This window comes from Limosilactobacillus mucosae (genome assembly GCF_046939755.1).
GTDB classification, from domain to species: Bacteria; Bacillota; Bacilli; order Lactobacillales; family Lactobacillaceae; genus Limosilactobacillus; species Limosilactobacillus mucosae_A.
Window position 1 is genome coordinate 1 of record NZ_JBKZAY010000010.1, and the last position, 17,608, is coordinate 17,608.

13 protein-coding genes, 1 other RNA gene and 1 other annotated feature are annotated in these 17,608 nt (G+C 47.1%); of the genes, 12 read left to right on the forward strand and 2 right to left on the reverse strand.

Features of this window, described 5'->3' with window-relative positions:
* Window positions 1-19: 19 nt before the first annotated feature.
* Window positions 20-2,266: a PBP1A family penicillin-binding protein gene (locus ACLUWI_RS04810; RefSeq protein WP_412146384.1), complete on the reverse strand. Its 2,247-nt coding sequence runs from the start codon at window positions 2,264-2,266 to the stop codon at window positions 20-22.
* A gap of 17 nt (window positions 2,267-2,283) precedes the next feature.
* Entirely contained in the window at window positions 2,284-2,901 is a 618-nt protein-coding gene (gene recU, locus ACLUWI_RS04815) for a Holliday junction resolvase RecU (RefSeq protein WP_412146385.1), read from the reverse strand.
* 110 nt (window positions 2,902-3,011) lie between these two features.
* On the opposite strand from recU, the gene ACLUWI_RS04820 reads away from it, so the two are divergent.
* The 12 genes from ACLUWI_RS04820 to ACLUWI_RS04875 all read left to right on the forward strand — a co-directional run bounded on the left by ACLUWI_RS04820 (window position 3,012) and on the right by ACLUWI_RS04875 (window position 17,367).
* Entirely contained in the window at window positions 3,012-3,587 is a 576-nt protein-coding gene (locus ACLUWI_RS04820; protein ID WP_412146386.1) for a DUF1273 domain-containing protein, read from the forward strand.
* A gap of 87 nt (window positions 3,588-3,674) precedes the next feature.
* Window positions 3,675-4,034, forward strand: a complete 360-nt coding sequence (gene gpsB / locus ACLUWI_RS04825; protein WP_180363161.1) for a cell division regulator GpsB — start codon at window positions 3,675-3,677, stop codon at window positions 4,032-4,034.
* Between the two features lie 30 nt (window positions 4,035-4,064).
* Window positions 4,065-4,441: RNase P RNA component class B (rnpB, locus tag ACLUWI_RS04830), an RNA gene on the forward strand.
* 551 nt (window positions 4,442-4,992) lie between these two features.
* A complete protein-coding gene (glgB, locus tag ACLUWI_RS04835; protein WP_412146387.1) occupies window positions 4,993-6,966 on the forward strand; it encodes a 1,4-alpha-glucan branching protein GlgB in 1,974 nt (657 codons plus the stop codon).
* 35 nt (window positions 6,967-7,001) lie between these two features.
* Window positions 7,002-8,147 carry a glucose-1-phosphate adenylyltransferase gene (locus ACLUWI_RS04840; RefSeq protein WP_412146423.1) on the forward strand — a complete coding sequence of 382 codons (1,146 nt, stop codon included), beginning with the start codon at window positions 7,002-7,004 and terminating at the stop codon, window positions 8,145-8,147.
* Window positions 8,137-9,300: a glucose-1-phosphate adenylyltransferase subunit GlgD gene (gene glgD, locus ACLUWI_RS04845; protein ID WP_412146388.1), complete on the forward strand. Its 1,164-nt coding sequence runs from the start codon at window positions 8,137-8,139 to the stop codon at window positions 9,298-9,300. Before ACLUWI_RS04840 ends, glgD begins: the two co-directional genes overlap by 11 nt.
* A 2-nt stretch (window positions 9,301-9,302) precedes the next feature.
* The gene (gene glgA, locus ACLUWI_RS04850; protein WP_412146389.1) at window positions 9,303-10,730 is read left to right on the forward strand and encodes a glycogen synthase GlgA; all 1,428 of its coding nucleotides are present in this window, start codon (window positions 9,303-9,305) and stop codon (window positions 10,728-10,730) included.
* A 35-nt stretch (window positions 10,731-10,765) separates the two neighbouring features.
* Window positions 10,766-13,165 (forward strand): glycogen/starch/alpha-glucan phosphorylase, encoded by a 2,400-nt coding sequence (locus ACLUWI_RS04855; RefSeq protein WP_412146390.1) that lies wholly within the window; start codon window positions 10,766-10,768, stop codon window positions 13,163-13,165.
* A gap of 12 nt (window positions 13,166-13,177) precedes the next feature.
* Window positions 13,178-15,013: a glycoside hydrolase family 13 protein gene (locus tag ACLUWI_RS04860; protein WP_412146391.1), complete on the forward strand. Its 1,836-nt coding sequence runs from the start codon at window positions 13,178-13,180 to the stop codon at window positions 15,011-15,013.
* 238 nt (window positions 15,014-15,251) lie between these two features.
* Window positions 15,252-15,507 (forward strand) — a binding site (T-box leader).
* Window positions 15,508-15,568: 61 nt separating this feature from the next.
* Window positions 15,569-16,420, forward strand: a complete 852-nt coding sequence (locus ACLUWI_RS04865; RefSeq protein ID WP_412146392.1) for a MetQ/NlpA family ABC transporter substrate-binding protein — start codon at window positions 15,569-15,571, stop codon at window positions 16,418-16,420.
* Window positions 16,421-16,441: 21 nt separating this feature from the next.
* The gene (gene msrA / locus ACLUWI_RS04870) at window positions 16,442-16,963 is read left to right on the forward strand and encodes a peptide-methionine (S)-S-oxide reductase MsrA (protein ID WP_412146393.1); all 522 of its coding nucleotides are present in this window, start codon (window positions 16,442-16,444) and stop codon (window positions 16,961-16,963) included.
* A 125-nt stretch (window positions 16,964-17,088) separates the two neighbouring features.
* Complete coding sequence (locus ACLUWI_RS04875) at window positions 17,089-17,367, forward strand: IS66 family transposase (protein ID WP_412146424.1); 279 nt, start codon at window positions 17,089-17,091, stop codon at window positions 17,365-17,367.
* Window positions 17,368-17,608 lie beyond the last annotated feature (241 nt).

Here is a 17,608-nt window from a genome sequence, read left to right on the forward strand (position 1 = left end):
TCTTTTTTGCGATATTGAATTATTGACCAGCGGCTGGCTGTGGCTGCTGAGCTGGCTGTTGAGCTGAGCTGGAAGCTGCCGGAGCCGAGCTGGCGACACTGGAAGCACTTGATGAGCTTTCGCTAGAAGAACTGGCAGCGCTGGAACTGGAACTTGATGAATTAGATTCTGAGTTCGAATTGGATGATGATGATGATGAGCTGGAACTGGAACTAGCAGAACTGCTGGAGCTGGATGACAATGCCGAGCTGCTGGTTACGCCTAGAGCCCATTTGGAATCTTTGATAACCAGCTGACGCGTACCGTTTACCGTAACGGCTTCAACCGTGCTTGGCATTGACCAGTTCGTAGCGTGATTCTTACTGTCAAGATACTGCATCAGATCCTTGTACAGCAATTGCGCCGTTGTCTGGTAGGCTTTGGTAATCCCGCTGCCGGCCTGCATTGGATGATCATAGCCCGTCCAGATGGCAATTGAATAGTTCTTAGTGTAGCCGGCCATCCAGGAATCCATTTCACCATCCGGATGGCTGGAGGTTGGATAATCCGTCGAACCAGTCTTGCCGGCTTGGTAGACGCCAGAAAGGTTAGCCTTAGTGGCACTCCCTTGACCGGTAAAGACGCCTTTGAGCATGTCAGTGATCATGTAGGCGGTCGCTTTGCTCATGGCCCGTTTGCCGCTTGGCGAGTAGGTAATGGTATTACCATCCTGCGTAGTGATTGAGCTGATGTAGTATGGCTTGTAGTAGGTACCGCCATTAGCAAAAGCCGCGTAGGCAGCAGCAATCTGCAGTGGCGATACATAAATGCCAATCCCGTTTTGCAGCGTGTAGGCTTTGGATTGGGAAATGCCCACACCTTTGAGGAACTTGGTAGCCCGCGAAATGCCGACCGTTTGCAGCGTTCGAATGGCAGGAACGTTTCTGGATTGAACCAGAGCCTCGCGCATTGTCATCGTACCCTTGTATTGGTTGTCAAAGTCGTGCAGAACCTTGTTGGTACCAGGGTAGACGAACTTGGTATCTTCAACGGACTTATAGGTTGGCCATTGAAGGTATTGGATAGCTGGGCCATAGTCCATCAAAGGCTTCACAGTCGAACCAGATGAACGGTCAGTCTGAACGGCACGGTTAAGACCATAAACAACATTGCCAGTCTTGCGGCCTCCAAGCATTGCGATGATCTGACCATTGTTGGGATCAACGACGGCGACCCCAGTCTGCATCTTGTCGCTTTGGAAGGCTACCGAGTTGTTAGCGGCATTGTACAGGTGCTTTTGAGCGCTCAAGTCAAGATTGGTGTGCACCTTTAAGCCGTCCGTGTAAGGGTTGTATCCCTTAGCCTCCAGCTGCGACAGAACTTCCTTGACATAGGAATCAACTACTTTTTCCTTGACCTGGACGGAATTATCGGAAGTGTTGCCATGGTTAGGATCAAGTCCTTCTTTGATGCTGACTTTCTTAGCGGCATCGGCCTGACTTTGTGAGACGTACTTGCTGCGGACCATGGCATCCAGAACTTGGTTGCGTCTTTGGGTCGCGTATTTGGCATTGCCAGTCGTTGGGTTATAGTAGGTTGGCGACTGGGGGATTCCGGCCAGCATCGCCAACTGGGCCAGGTTAAGCTCTTTTAGATCCTTGCCATAGTAATACTGGGCAGCCGTCTTCATCCCATAGACCCCATTGCCCATGTAGACTTTATTGATATAAAAGCCCAGAATCTGCGACTTGGAAAAATGCCGTTCAACGTTGATGGCCAGCCATGCTTCTTGAGCCTTGCGCTTAAGCGTGCGGTCGGCATCAGAAGTTGAGAAAACAGAAAGCTTGACCAACTGCTGCGTTAGGGTACTGCCCCCCTGCATGCCACTTGAGCGATGGGTAATGTCGGCGACGGCAGCTCCCATGATTCGAACTGGATCAACCCCATGATGCTTGTAGAAACGCCGGTCTTCAATAGCAACGACCGCGTTTTTCAGCGTACCTGGAATCTCACTGCTGCTTGCATATTCACGCTTTTGTGCGCCCAAGCGTGAAATGACGTTATTATCGGCGTCATAAATCGTGGTAGTGGTCTGGCTGGCCAATTGATTGCGACTGATCTTGGGTGCGCTGGATGCGTAGTAGAAAAATACACATGCCCCGGCAACGACCATTAAAACCAACAGTCCCAGGATCCACAGCAGCACACGCTTGACAATGCTGCCGTGACCAGCCTTTTTTTTGCCGGACCGTTGACTGGAACGACTCGGCCTTGATTGGTTGTTCATTGCTTACTCCTTTAAAATTAGTGCTTTTTGGCGGCAATCAGCTGGTCAACCGCGGCCAGATAGTGCAGGCGCGGCTTTAGGCCATACTGAACTGGATAGCCGTCTTGAATAATAGCGGTCAAGGGAATTGATTTGCGTCCGCCATGCAGCTGCCGTTGCCAATATTCAAACAGGCTGGTGGCTGGAAAGACATACATTTGATCGAGTTCGACAAATCTGATTAAGGCAAAACAAATTCCACCCTGATCAACACACTCACGCATATGACGAATCTGATGCTCATGAAAGTTCTTTAATGGAAAAGAGGCTTTATTGCGGGTTTCCTTGGCGTCAAAATCAATGTACCATCCTTTATAGATGCCATTGTAATCAGTGGTTGAAGGCTGTTTGAAGTAGGCTTCGCGGATAACGGCGGCACTTCTTTTAGGATAATCAACCTTGACCAATTGAACAGGGGTTGGTTTTTTATGAATTACGGCAATGTGGTTTGCCAGGTAATACTGATTGCTGGCATTGATTTCAGCTTCCAATGACATTCCGCGCTGAGCATAGGATGAACGCAGCGCAACGGATCGCGACTGCGGCCGTTCGTGAACAGCGAGTGGCTTTTGACCACTTGGGTAATGAATGCTCATCAGTTTTTCCTCCCTTAACTAGGTGTTATTATACCAGAGTACGAAAAAAACCGGTTAAATCCATACAATAAAATTAATTGTTAACAAAATTTGGAAAGGAACATGCTTAAATGAAAAGATTGTGGACGACGGGTTATCGGGCATATGAACTGGGCGTCTTTGATGAGAAGGATCCCAAAGTCGCGGTAATTAAAGAGGTACTGCAAAAGGAGCTTTGCTATCAATTGGACAGCACGTCTGAGGAGTTTTGGCTGATTACGGGACCGCAAATGGGCGTTGAGCGTTGGAGTATCGAAAGCGCGCTGGCAATCAAAGACGACTATCCGCAGCTAAAGATTGCCTTAATGGAGCCGTATGCCGATTTTGCCGCGCGCTGGAATGAAAATAACCAGGCCCGTTTGGCAGCAGTTAAGGCCCAGGTTGATTTTGCCGGCCGAGTCAGCGAGAAAAAATATGAGTCGCCGGAACAATTGCGCGCCTATCAAAACTTTATGCTCCATTACACGGACGGTGCGCTTTTAATCTATGATTCCGAGCATGAAGGTAAAACGGTTTGGGATTGGCGTGCTATTAATCGCTATCGTGAGCAGAATAGTGATTATTCAATGAGAATGATTGATTTTGATGAACTCCAAGAAGCTGCTGAAGAATACAGTGAGCGTCTGCGAGAAACAGATGAAGAATAAAATTAAAAATTGACTCTTGAAATAATTTTTGAGTCTGGTAAAATTAATTAATGTATTACGGATTAAATAAGCAATGAGGTGTTTAAGTTGGATGGCATTAAGTTTACACCGCAAGATATTTTGCAAAAACAGTTCAAAGAAAAAAGCATCGGTAAAGGTTACGACGTTTCTGATGTAGATTCTTTCCTCGATGATGTTATCAAGGACTATGACACTTTTAATAAAGAAATTACCCGACTTCAAGACGAGAACGCTCGCTTGCGGTCCAAGGTTGATGAGCTTAATCGGCAGGTGGAGGTTGGTTCTTCCATTCCACGTTCAGCAAGCTCGCAGCCTGTTTCAAATGCAACCAATATGGACATTTTGAAACGACTTTCGAATCTGGAACGGCGGGTTTTCGGCTCACAGCTGAACAGCAACGACCGTGACGATTCTCATTTGCTCTAGTCCGCAAATTAAATTGAAAAAATTAATGCAGGTCTTGGGCGATCGGGCATGATCATGCATCATGTCAGGAAGGTCCATGCTCGCACAGACTGCGATGTCTGTAGTGTTTGTGCTCGCTGAAAAAATAAGGCGGGGCACCGAGTTCGCTCGGTGACGGCGGGAAAACCGGCTAAGGCGCAAGCTACGCCCCAGTATCCCTGAAAAGTGCCACAGTGACGAAGCAACATTGGAAACAGTGTTGGTGGAACGCGGTAAACCCCTCAAGCGGTAAACCCAAACTACGGTAGGGGAGCTTTGGATAGCGAATTGAAGTGATTCCAGGGGAGAGTTTTTACTCTGAGATAGATGATTGCCTCGATGTTGTCATGACCTGGTGACAGCATTACGACAAAACATGGCCTACAGAGATCTGCATTACAGGTGCCCGAGTTCGTCTCGGGCTTTTTTATTACTCTTTAATGTAAACGCTGTCAAAGAGTAGCTGCAGGCGTGGTGTTTTTTTGATGATGATCAAGGGCTGAAAATTTTCAACTGGCTGAACAAGCGACCATTTTTTAATTGATCATATCCAAGTTTGAATTATGGAGCGATGTATTTTTATAAATGGAACGAACCAAAACGATTAAGAAATATTAATCTAAAACGAACGATTAAAAATAGCTATTGTCAAAATTACAATTAGTCGTGCAGATATTGCTCAATAAAACATTTTTTTGAAACGATTTGCTAAATTTGTATTAGATTATTAATAATATGCTACAGATTTAACTAAGTTCGTGTTGTTGAAAGCGCTAAGTAGTTTTATACTTTAGTTAGTAAAAGCAGTAAACGAAATTTCATTTTTTGAAAAGAATCGTTGATTAATTTGTCTCTAATAATTAATAAAAATTGCTTTTTGCTAATAAATTAGCTGTTTTATGCACGAAACTTACATTTGTATTTATAAAGGGGTGATCAAATGCTGAGTGAAAAGGATTTGTCAGCCTCGCTGCAGGCCTTTGTCGATGGCTCTAATTATCGTGCCCAAGATGTTCTAGGCGTTCATCGGGAAAAACGTCCGGAAGGCGAGGGATTCGTTTTTCGCGTCTGGGCACCGCATGCTCAGCAGGTTTGGCTGGTTGGTGACTTCAATCAGTGGGACGAGCATTCGTTGCCAATGCAAAAGAATCAATATGGTATTTGGAGCCTTTTTACCCGTCAAGCGCGGGCTGGTCAGCTCTACAAGTTTAATATCAAACAGAGTACAGGCCGCGAAATCATGAAAATCGATCCTTTCGCGGTCTGTTTTGAACAGCGGCCTGGTGTAGCAGCTCGCATCATCGACTTTCCCAATCGAAAATGGAAGGACGGCTTATGGCGAGGAAGGCAGAAACGCGAACACCATTTTAATCGTCCGCTTAATATTTACGAGGTGCATGCCGGTTCATGGCGCTTTCATGAAGACGGTACTCCTTATGATTTTAGCGATTTGACGCGTGAGCTGATTCCCTATCTAAAAAAGATGCACTATAGCCATGTTGAGTTTATGCCATTAATGGAACATCCGCTGCCAGCATCCTGGGGGTATCAGATTATCGGTTTTTACGCCCTTTGTTCCAGCTATGGTACTCCCGAGCAGTTTCAAGAATTTGTTGAAAGCTGTCACCAGGCCAACATTGGGGTGATTGTTGACTGGGTACCTGGCCATTTTAATATCAATGATGATGCCTTGGCTTATTATGATGGCACGCCAACGTTTGAATATGAGGATGCCGATCGAGCTAAAAACATCGGTTGGGGTGCTTTGAACTTTGATCTGGGCAAGCCGCAGGTACAGTCATTTTTGATTTCCAGCGCGCTGTTTTGGCTGAATGCCTATCACGTTGACGGTATTCGGGCCGACGCAATTTCCAGCATCATCTACCTGGACTATGATTTTGGACCCTGGAAGCCGAATAAGTATGGCGATACACGCAACCTTGAGGGCTATGACTTTTTGCATAAGGCGACTAAAGCCATCAAGCTGGAGCATCCCGAGTCTTTATGGATTGCGGAGGAAAGTTCAGCTGGCGTACAGGTTTCCGGTCGAATCGAGGATGGTGCGCTGGGCTTTGACTATAAGTGGAACATGGGCTGGATGAACGATACGCTGGACTTTTACAGTGAGGATCCAATTTACCGCAGCTTTGACTTCCATAAACTGACCTTTTCATTTATGTATCGACTGGCGGAAAACTTTATTTTGCCGCTGTCGCATGATGAGGTGGTTCATGGTAAGCGCAGTCTGATGAACAAAATGTGGGGCGATCGCTATAAGCAGTTTGCTCAGCTGCGGAATCTGTATGTCTGGCAGATGACGCATCCAGGTAAAAAACTGCTGTTTATGGGCGGCGAGTTTGGTCAGTATCTCGAATGGAAATATGATGCGCCACTGGAATGGGTTGACCTAAAAGATCCATTAAACCAGACGATGCAGCACTTTACCGCGGTTTTAAACGGCCTGTATCATGACAACCCGTCGCTTTGGGAACTGGATACTAAAGACAGCGGCTTAGAGATCATTGATGCCGACAACAAGGATCAGACGGTTTTGAGCTATATTCGGCATGGTAAGCGCAAGCGTGATTTTCTGATCGTGATTCTGAACTACACGCCGGTTGAAAGGCGCGGCTTTAAGATCGGTGTTCCTTACGCGGGTACCTATCATGAGATTCTCAATACTGAAATGAAAGAGTTTGGTGGTACTTGGACTAAGCATAATGTTGATTGTCATACCAAACCTGACTCGTTTAAGGAATACGAATATACGATTGAAACCACGGTACCAGCATTGGGGGCCTTGATTCTAAAACCCGGCAAGGATGTCAGAATTACGCGCCGTAAGCCACAGCCGCGTAAAAGGAAAGAAGTTAAGTCAACCAATAAAAAACAGCAGCAAGCGGGGAGCAAATAGAAAGGGGTGTTGGATGGAGCCCACCATCCATGATCATGAATGATGAAATGTTAGGGATTGTATTGGCCGGCGGTAAGGGAACTCGCTTGGGCAAACTGACGCAGAATCAAGCCAAGCCTGCCGTACCATTTGGCGGCCGTTATCGGATCATTGACTTTACGATGAGCAACTGCGTCAACTCAGGCATTCGTAATATTGGCGTAATCACGCAGTATCAGCCACTGGTTTTGGATCGGCACATTGGTAATGGGGCCAGCTGGGGATTGGATCGCTTGGACTCTGGCGTAACGATTCTGCAGCCATATTCCAGTCCAGACGGCAGTAAGTGGTTTGCTGGAACGGCGCATGCTATTTATCAAAACATTGACTATATTGACAGCATCAATCCAAAGTATCTGTTGGTCCTGTCAGGCGATCATATCTATAAGATGGACTACAGCGACATGCTTCAGCAGCATATTGACAACGGTGCTTCTTTGACGGTAGCTGTGATTGACGTACCATGGGAAGATGCTTCCCGTTTTGGAATTATGAATACTGATGATCATGATCGAATTACCGAGTTCGTGGAAAAACCGGCCGAACCAAAGAGCAATCATGCCTCGATGGGGATCTATATTTTTAACTGGGCTCGGTTGCGCGAGGTTTTGGTCAACAACTTTACCAAAAACGATAATATGCTCGACTTTGGCAAAAACGTGATTCCATACTACCTGGACAGTGGCGAGCCGGTCTATGCCTATCGTTTCTCCGGCTATTGGCGAGATGTTGGGACGATTATGTCGCTTTGGCAGGCCAATATGGAATTCCTGGAGCCAAACAATGGGCTTAACATGCAGGATCGCAGCTGGCGGATCAATTCCCGCAGCCCACTGGCGCCACCGCAGATGCTGACTGACACGGCGGAGGTCGCACAGTCAATGATCGTTGATGGCTGTTACGTGGCGGGTAAGATTCAGCACAGTATTCTGTCAGCCAATGTCCGTGTTAAGGAAGGCAGTCAGATAATTGACAGCATGATCATGCCTGGGGCCAGCATCGGTCGCGACGTTACGATTCGGCGAGCGATTATTGGCGAGAATGCCGTGATTGGCGATGGCGTTACGATTGATGGCGGCGATGATGACATTGCGGTAGTCGGTAATGGTGAAACGTTAGGGGGAACTTCAAATGAAGAATAATCAAATGTGTGCGATCATTGTCGACGAGCTCAATGATGATGCCTTAAAGCCGCTAACCAATGAACGGCCGCTGGGCACGCTGTTTTTTGACTGCAAGTACCGCTTGATCGATTTTGAACTGTCCAGTGTCGTTAGCGCTGGGATTCGCAACGTGCAGCTGATTGAAGACGAAGACAAGGTACGATCCGTTTTTGATCACCTGGGCGGCGGTCGGGAATGGGGCCTGGATGCAATTGGCTCCTATCAATACGTCAATTATTTCCAAGATAGTGAAAACAAAAAGGCGGCTGGCGAAAAGTACTTCAACAATACGATTGAGTTTTTAGAGAAATCGCATACTGCCTATACGGTCATCATGGGAACGCGGATGCTTTGCAATCTGAATCTGCGGGCGGCCTTAAAGATTCACAAGCAGACCGATAAGCCGCTGACGGTGATCTACAGTCGAACAGATGCCAATGAGATTGCTGCTTACGACAACATCTTAAGTTTTGACAGCCTAGGCAACGTTATTACCTGCGATGAGTTTGCCAAGCTTTCTGATCAAACCGGTATCTTCAACCTGTCAATGAATGTCTACATTGCTGATACGCGCTGGCTGATCGACGCGCTGCGCAAAGGTCAGCAGATGGATGCCCCGGCTCAGTTGGATGACTTTTTAAAAGAGCAGCTGCCTAAGCCGGGTTTGGCAGGCGGTTATGAATACGTTGGCTATCTACAGAACATCTACGACCTGCCAAGCTATTATCAGGCTAATAAGGACATGCTTGACTCCAACAAGATGAACGAGCTGCTCTATACCAATCAGCGCATCATCACCCGAACGCGCAATGAGGTTGCTACCTACTATGACCGGCACGCCAAGGTAAAGAACAGTCATCTGGCAACCGGCTGCGATATTTATGGGACGGTTACCGACAGCTTGATTTCGCGGCGCTCAGTCGTTGATCCTAAGGCGGTCGTAACGAATTCGATCGTGATGCCTAATGGACGCATCGGCCATGATGCCGAGGTTCATTGGGCAATTCTGGACAAAAACGTGGTCGTCAAACCGGGTGTCAAAATTGTCGGCACCCCTGACAACATTTTGGTAGTACCAAAAGGCACCCGGGTTGAGGCTAATTTGAGCAGTACGGAAGAAGAGGCGAATTAATTATGAAAATTATGTTTGCGGCTGCGGAATGTGCCCCTTTCTTTAAGAGCGGCGGCCTGGGTGACGTGGTCGGCGCGCTCCCGAAAGCCCTTGCCAAAAAAGGACATGAGGTGCGGGTGGTTTTGCCGCTGTGGCGTTGGATGCCAGGCAAATTTCAAGAAAAAATGGAAAGCTGGGGCTCATTTGAGGTCAAGGTTGGCTGGCGGACCGAATACTGTGGTGTTGAAACACTCTACCAAGACGGCGTGCGCTACATGTTTTTAGACAACCGCTACTACTTTGATCGGCCGAAACTTTACGGCTACTATGATGATGGTGAGCGGTTCGCGTGGTTTCAGCAAGCAGCCTGTGAATTGATGGGCCGCTATAACTGGGTACCGGACGTTTTGAACTGTAATGACTATCACACGGCGTTTATGCCGTTCCTGCTTAAAGAAAAGTATGGCTGGGTCGGACCATATCATCACATTAAGACGGTTTTGACGATTCATAATCTGGAATTTCAAGGTGAGTATGGTCGTCAGGTCATGACCGAATTGTTTGGCATGTCGCCAGCACGCTATGACGATGGCACGGTTCGCTACGGGACGGCGGTTAATTTCATGAAGGCCGGAATCCTGTATGCTGATCGGGTCAACACGGTTAGCCCAAGTTATGCCGCTGAGATTCAGACACCTGAATTCGGCTGTCACCTGGATGAGGTGTTGCGCATGGAAAACTTTAAGCTGTGCGGAATTCTGAACGGGATCGACTATGACGTCAACAACCCGGCAACCGATCATAATCTGGCTGCCAACTATTCAGCCAATGATCTCAAGGGCAAGGCCAAAGACAAGGCGGCTCTGCAAAAAGAGTTTGGCCTGCCGCAGCGTCCAGACGTACCATTGATTGGGATCGTCAGTCGTTTGACCTATCAAAAGGGCTTCCAGCTGGTCGTTAACGAAATGGAAAATCTGATGAAATTTGATGTCCAAGTCGTGCTGCTGGGAACCGGCTATGCCAATTTTGAACACGATTTCCGCTGGTTCAACGGCGTTCATCATGATAAGTTTGGCGCCAAGATTGAGTTTGACGTTGGTCTGGCGCAACGCATCTACGCAGGCGCTGACATGTTCTTGATGCCGTCTGGATTTGAGCCATGCGGACTTTCGCAGATGATTTCAATGCGCTATGGTACGCTGCCAATCGTTCACCAGATTGGGGGGCTAAAAGACAGCGTCGAGCCATATAATCCAATCACCAACGCAGGGACAGGCTTTGGCTTTGAACAGTTTAGTGGCTTTTACATGATGGAGGCCATTAAAGAGGCCATGGCAACCTATCAGCAGCCGAAAGTCTGGCGTCATCTGATGCAAAACGCAATGGCCAAGGACTTTAGCTGGGACAAGCAGAGCCAGGCCTACCTGGATATGTATAAATCACTGTTTTAGTTTTTGATTGTGAAAAACTGAGAGGGGATAGAAATTTGAGTTTAACAAAATCACAGTTTAAGCAGGATTTTAAGCGGCATTTAAAAGATGATCTGGCGCTGGATATTGACGAGGCCTCATATTTTGACATGTACAAGGTCTTGGCAGGCATGGTGAAGTCAGCCTATAACCAAAACTGGCATCATACCTGGCGCAGCTATGATCAGCAGCATAAAAAGCAGCTGTACTATTTCTCGATTGAATTTCTGCCTGGCCGGATGCTGCAAAGCAATCTGTTCAACATGGGCTGGCTGGACATCGTTAAAGACGGCATGAAAGATCTGGGCGTTGATTTTGAAAAGATCGTCGAACAAGAAAACGACATGGCGCTTGGCAATGGCGGCTTGGGACGCTTGGCCTCATCGTTTATGGATGCATTGGCCAGCGATGGCTATGCTGGCAATGGGAACGGGATTCGCTACAAGTATGGACTGTTTAAGCAGAAATTCATTGACGGCTATCAAGTTGAGCTGCCGAACAATTGGCTGAATGAAGGCAATGTCTGGGAAGAACGCCGCGAAACGCATTCAGTGCTGGTTCGTTTTGGCGGTCAGGTTTACCTGCAGCCGCAAAATGGCCAACTGAAGCCGGTATATGAAGGCTCGCAGCTGGTTAAGGCCGTACCATATGATACCGGGATGGTTGGCTATGAAAATGGTGTGGTCAACACGCTGCGGCTTTGGGATGCTGAGATTCCTGAAGACGAAGAAAGCAAGTACCGGACGATTGATGATCTGCGTCGCGTTGAAGATCTGACCAGCGTGCTTTATCCTGACGACTCAACTGAGGATGGCCGGCGGATGCGGATTCGGCAAGAATACTTCTTTGTCTCGGCTGGTCTGCAGAGTATCGTCAATCATTATCTGGCCAAGTATGACCAGCCTTTAACCAAGCTTGATCAATACGTTGCCGTGCACATCAACGATACGCACCCGTCCATGGCGATTGCTGAATTGATGCGCCTTTTGATGGATGAACATGGGCTGGGCTGGGAAGACGCCTGGCGAGTTACGGTCAATGTCATGAGCTACACCAACCATACGATTATGGCTGAAGCGATGGAGCGTTGGGATATCAATATGATGCAGCAGGAAGTACCACGGGTGCTGCAGATCATTCAAGAAATCGATCGACGCTTTGTCCTGTCGTTAGAAGGCAAATACGATCAGAACTTCATCAACCGTACGCGCATCATTGCCAACAATCAGGTTCACATGGCACACTTGGCAATCATTGGTTCCCACAGCATCAATGGGGTCGCCAAGCTGCACACTGAGCTGCTGAAAAAAGAGGTACTGCACGACTTCTATCGGCTTTACCCCGAACGCTTTAACAACAAGACCAATGGAGTAACGCTGCGGCGCTGGATGGCTATTGACAATCCGCGGCTGGCCGCTATTTTGGATCAGGAAATCGGTACTGACTGGCGCGAGAATCCGCTTGAATTGGAAAAACTGTTGAAGTACCGGAGCAACAACAAGGTCTTGGATCAGCTGATTGCCGCCAAGCAGGCTAACAAGCGCGATCTGGCCAAGTTTATCAAGCAGCAGACCGGAATCGAGGTTTCATCAAAAGCAATCTTTGACGTTCAGATCAAGCGGCTGCATGCCTACAAGCGTCAACTGCTGAATTTGCTGCGCATCGTCAAGCTCTATCAGGATCTAAAAGCCAATCCAAATGCCGACATCTACCCACGCGTCTTCATCTTTGGCGCCAAGGCAGCACCAAGCTATCAATATGCTAAAGCCGTGATCAAGTGCATCAATGAAGTTGCTAACCTGGTCAACAACGATCCCGATATTCACGATAAGCTCAAGGTCGTCTTCTTGGAAAACTATAACGTTTCATTGGCTGATCGGATTATTCCAGCTGCCGATGTTTCTGAACAGATCTCGCTGGCCTCAAAGGAAGCATCCGGAACCAGCAACATGAAACTGATGGCCAATGGTGCTTTGACTGTAGCTACGATGGATGGCGCCAACATTGAGATTCATGATTATGTTGGTGATGACAATATCTTTACGTTTGGGCTCTCATCACAGGAAGTCTACCGCTACTATGCCGATAATTCATATCATGCCAGCGAGTACTATGAGAACGATCCGGTTATTCATCGTGTCGTGGATGCATTTGTTGATGGCACGATTCCAAACATCAGCATGGAAGGCCGCGAGATTTTTGAATCGCTGGTTCAGTATAATGGCGATCAGTTCTTTGTGCTGCGCGACTTTGAATCCTACCTTGAAGCTCAAGACAAGGTTGATCAAGCCTACCGTAACCCTAAGCACTGGGCCCAGATGAGTCTGATCAACACTGCCAATGCTGGCCACTTCTCATCTGATTTGACGATTGACCGCTACGTTGATGATGTTTGGAAACTGACGCCAAACAAGTAAGGGGGGACTGCTTTGGGGCAGATCCATTACAATGCCTGGCAGCTGGAGTTCAAGCAGCCTTTTGGGGCACTGCAGGCCGGTAATAATGTTCAGTTCAGCGTTAGGGTTGACTGCCAAAATGTTACGCAGGTCGCGGTTGGCGTGACCAAGCTGGATGAGAACACGGTTTTTTACCCGCTGACTCAAGATGAAGATGAGTCAGACAAATATACTGGTGAGATCAAGATTACGACTTCCGGCTTATACCACTATTATTTCCGAGTGCGCCGCGAAAATGATGCCGCGCTCTACTTGGGACATCTGCATGGCGGTTTGGGTAAAGAAACCACGGATATCAGCAAGGTTGAGCCATTTCAGCTGACCTGTTACGATCGGCAGGTACCGCGACCGGAATGGTATCGCAATGCGGTTTTTTACCAGATTTTTCCGGATCGGTTTGCAAACGGCAATCCGCATGGTGAGATTGACGGCAAGAAGCCAAATACGTTTTTGTACGCCACTACTGATGATCGGCCGATGTATATCTATGATGAGAACCACAAAATTGCGCGCTGGGATTTTTATGGCGGCAATCTACGTGGTATCATCGCTAAACTTCCCTATCTTAAACGATTAGGCGTAACCGCGCTTTATTTGAACCCGATTTTTGAGGCTTCAAGCAATCATCGCTATGATACCAATGACTACTTGAAAGTCGACCCAATGCTGGGCACTGAAGAAGACTTTAAAATGCTGGTCACGATGCTGCATGAAAACGATATGCATCTGATCTTGGATGGCGTCTTCAATCATGTGGGCAAAAACAGCCGCTATTTCAATGCCGGTCATCTCTACGGCGAGCAAACTGGAGCAGCTAATGATAAAAACAGCTCTTATTACGAATGGTTTAACTTCAAGCATTATCCGGATCAATATGACTGTTGGTGGGGAGTTGATGATCTGCCGACGGTCAATAAGGATAATCCCAGCTACCAGCAGTTCATTTATGGTGAACGGGGCAGTGTCTTGACTAAATGGAATGATCTGGGGGTTGATGGCTGGCGGCTAGACGTTGCTGATGAGTTGCCAGATGACTTTCTGCGAGAAATTCGGCATAACCTGGACCGTTATGATGATCGCATTCTGATTGGCGAAGTCTGGGAGGATGCCTCCAGCAAGGTCAGCTATGGTCATCGGCGTCCCTATGTCAGCGGCGACAATCTGTATGGCACAATGAACTATCCGCTGCGCCAGTGGGTAATCAGTTTGCTGAACGGTCATTGTGATTTGATTAAAGCTGGTGAAGACTTATTGACGCTGGTAGAAAACTATCCGCGCAATTTCCTGCTTGATTGTCTGAATAACCTGGGAACACATGATACCGAGCGCATCCTGACCGTTTTGAATCAAAGCGTGCCGCTGGTAAAGATAGCGTTTGCTCTACTATTTAACCTGCCGGGAATTCCATGTGTCTATTATGGTGATGAGGCCGGTGTGGAAGGTGGCAAAGATCCTGATAATCGGCGTTATTTCCCATGGGGGCATGAAAACGCCGAGCTGCAAAAGACAGTGTACTACTGGGCAGATATCCGCCAAGAATGCGAATCGCTAAAAGAAGGGCAGACAGGGATTATGATTGCCGGTAATGAAGTCTTGGGACTGATTCGCTATACCGAAGACAGCGCGACGTTGCTGCTGGTCAACCGGGAGAATCAGTACGCGCAAGTACGGGATCTGCAGTTTATGCATGTTCCGGTCAGTCTGCAGCAGGCCATTGAAAAACGGGTTGCCGGGCTGCGGATGGCACCATTTACTACCAGATTTACCGAGTTGAACGTGATTTCGATAATGGCCGATGAAGATAACTGATTAAGAAAAAGCATCGCTGCAATCCGCGGCGGTGCTTTTTAGAAACTGATGAGGTCAGCCATCCTAAAGTTAGTGTTGCCAAGCTGAGAATCGGCAATCGCTGGTGAATTTGGCTGTTTGGCACTGTCGATTTCCGATTGATGTTGAAGGTTTTTGCTTATAATAGATTAAAATTTTTTGAGATTCTTGTTGACAGTCGTCGTCGATTCAGTTAAGATACTTTATGAAAATTAAGTTAAAAAGTGCTGAGAAAAGATGAGTATCTGGTAAAGGCCGCTTAGAGAGTCGTTAATGGTGGGAAGCGATCGGTCACAGCCAGTGAAGATGGTCTTGGAGCGGTTTGGTATGTGAGCCATTGGTGAGCGTATCACGGGGTGACGCCGTTATCAAAGTCGGGGTTTTCGATTGATCGAGAACTTGCCGAGGAGAATGCCGTGATGCATTCTTGAATAAGGGTGGTAACACGCTGAACATGACTGTCAGGCGTCCCTAAAAGCAGCTGCAAAGCTGTTTTTAGGGGCGTTTTTATTTTTTAGCAGCACTAAGGAGGACATTATGAGAAAAAAGCGACGTCGAAACTGGATTATTGCCATTATTGCATTAGTGGTCATTGCTGCCGGTGCGATTGGCCTAATCTATAAGCGAACGGCAAAGCCTAAGACGACCACGGTGCGATTAGGGTTGGTCGGTACGGATTCAGAGCCCGTTTGGAATAATGTTAAGGCGCGGCTGAAAAAGCAGGGGATCAATATTGAATACGTGGTCTTTGATGATTACGTTCAACCAGACAAGGCCTTGAAAGATGGCAAGATTGATATGCACTCCTGCTTGACCAAGTATTATTTTGAATCTTACAACAAGTCACAAAACGCGCATTTGGTAAGCATTGGTAATACGGTGATCTCGCCATTGGGCCTGTACTCAAAGAAATACAGCTCACTTAAGGATCTGCCGGATGGGGCCACGATCGCCATTCCAAACGAACCTACTACTTTGGGCCGTGGCTTGAACATGCTGCAGTCGGCCGGTTTGATCAAGGTTAAAAAGAGCAGCGGCATCAAGCCGTCATTGAATGACATTACGAGCAACCCTAAGAATCTGAAGTTTAAAGAAGTTGACCCGGCAACGGCTGCTCGGGCGCTGAGTTCAGTTGATGCCGCGGTAATCAACGGAAACTACGCTGTTTCAGCTAAATTGAAGCCAGGCAAGGACTCGCTTTACATGGAACCAATCAACAAGAAAGCCAAGCCTTACGTAAACATTATTGCCGTTCAGGAAAAGGACAAGGATAATCCAGTCTACAAGAAGGTCGTTAAGGCATACCAAACTGAAGAAACCAAGAAGGTAATTCAAAAGACCTACAAGGGTGCCCAAAAAGCTGCTTGGGACATTTACGGCACGAAGTAATAAACGAAAGGGGCAGTCAAGATGAGTTTTGAGACGGCAATTTTTGCTGGAGGATGTTTCTGGTGCATGGTTGAGCCATTTGATACCTACCCCGGCATTGAAAAGGTAGAATCTGGTTATACGGGCGGGCACGTTGAAAATCCGACCTATGAGCAGGTTAAAACGGGAACGACTGGTCATACGGAGGCGGTGCGCATTACGTTTGATCCCGCCAAGGTTTCTTATGAACAGCTGGTTGAGATCTACTGGCATCAGACTGATCCAACCGATGCCATGGGTCAGTTTCAAGATCGTGGCGACAACTACCGCCCTGTAATCTTCGTTAAGGATGATGAGCAGCGGCGGATTGCCGAGACATCGCGACAAAAACTGGCTGACAGTGGGATTTTCGATGATCCAATCGTTACTAAAATTGAGGACGCCCAGCCGTTTTATTTAGCTGAGGATTATCATCAACAGTTCTATAAAAAGAATCCAGAACGCTATGCTAAAGAGGAAGCTGGCGGTCGAGAACAGTTTAAGCAGGAACACTGGCATGTTTAGTTAACTTCTTTAGAAAACTAAGAAAGGGACTGGGAAGGAAGTCCGAAAATAGAAAAATGGCTGAAGATTATGTTACTTAAAACATTAATCTTTAGCCATTTTCATTATTAAAGCGTGTATACCAAATCTTTGAGATTGGTGAGCTGCCGTTAAGCAATAACTCGGTTGAGCAGAGCATCCGACCGTCGACCATTATTCGCAAAAACAGCCTGTTTGCGAAATCGACAGCCGGTGCGGAGGCCAATGCGATTTTCTATACGATCGTTCAGACGGCCAAACTAAATCATCTGGATGTCTTCAAATATCTAAAATTGATCTTTGAAGCCTACACACGCTCTCAGAACCTGGATCTGAAGGCTTATTTGCCATGGAATCCAACCGTTCAGCAGATTTGCGGCAAATAAAATTACTAGGATAATGAAATGGGGCATCTCGCCAAGCCGCGAGATGCCTCATTTTTTCGTGTATTTTTCAACCCGTACCGTTATGGTGTGCTTACCTTAGACATTATAGGAGATCAATCGGAAACAAATGTAACACTCTATAAACAAAAATAAAAAAACATTTCATTATGCATATGCATAATGAAATGCTTAAAATGATTATTTATACAATGTCAATTTAAAGATGTTTTTAGGTTAGCGA

What these genes read in the sequence shown, in the direction of transcription:
- ACLUWI_RS04810 (WP_412146384.1), bottom strand. Translation starts at nt 2,266, where the DNA reads ATGAACAACCAATCAAGGCCGAGTCGTTCCAGTCAACGGTCCGGCAAA.
- recU (WP_412146385.1), bottom strand. Translation starts at nt 2,901, where the DNA reads ATGAGCATTCATTACCCAAGTGGTCAAAAGCCACTCGCTGTTCACGAA.
- ACLUWI_RS04820 (WP_412146386.1), top strand. Translation starts at nt 3,012, where the DNA reads ATGAAAAGATTGTGGACGACGGGTTATCGGGCATATGAACTGGGCGTC.
- glgB (WP_412146387.1), top strand. Translation starts at nt 4,993, where the DNA reads ATGCTGAGTGAAAAGGATTTGTCAGCCTCGCTGCAGGCCTTTGTCGAT.
- ACLUWI_RS04840 (WP_412146423.1), top strand. Translation starts at nt 7,002, where the DNA reads ATGAATGATGAAATGTTAGGGATTGTATTGGCCGGCGGTAAGGGAACT.
- glgD (WP_412146388.1), top strand. Translation starts at nt 8,137, where the DNA reads ATGAAGAATAATCAAATGTGTGCGATCATTGTCGACGAGCTCAATGAT.
- glgA (WP_412146389.1), top strand. Translation starts at nt 9,303, where the DNA reads ATGAAAATTATGTTTGCGGCTGCGGAATGTGCCCCTTTCTTTAAGAGC.
- ACLUWI_RS04865 (WP_412146392.1), top strand. Translation starts at nt 15,569, where the DNA reads ATGAGAAAAAAGCGACGTCGAAACTGGATTATTGCCATTATTGCATTA.
- msrA (WP_412146393.1), top strand. Translation starts at nt 16,442, where the DNA reads ATGAGTTTTGAGACGGCAATTTTTGCTGGAGGATGTTTCTGGTGCATG.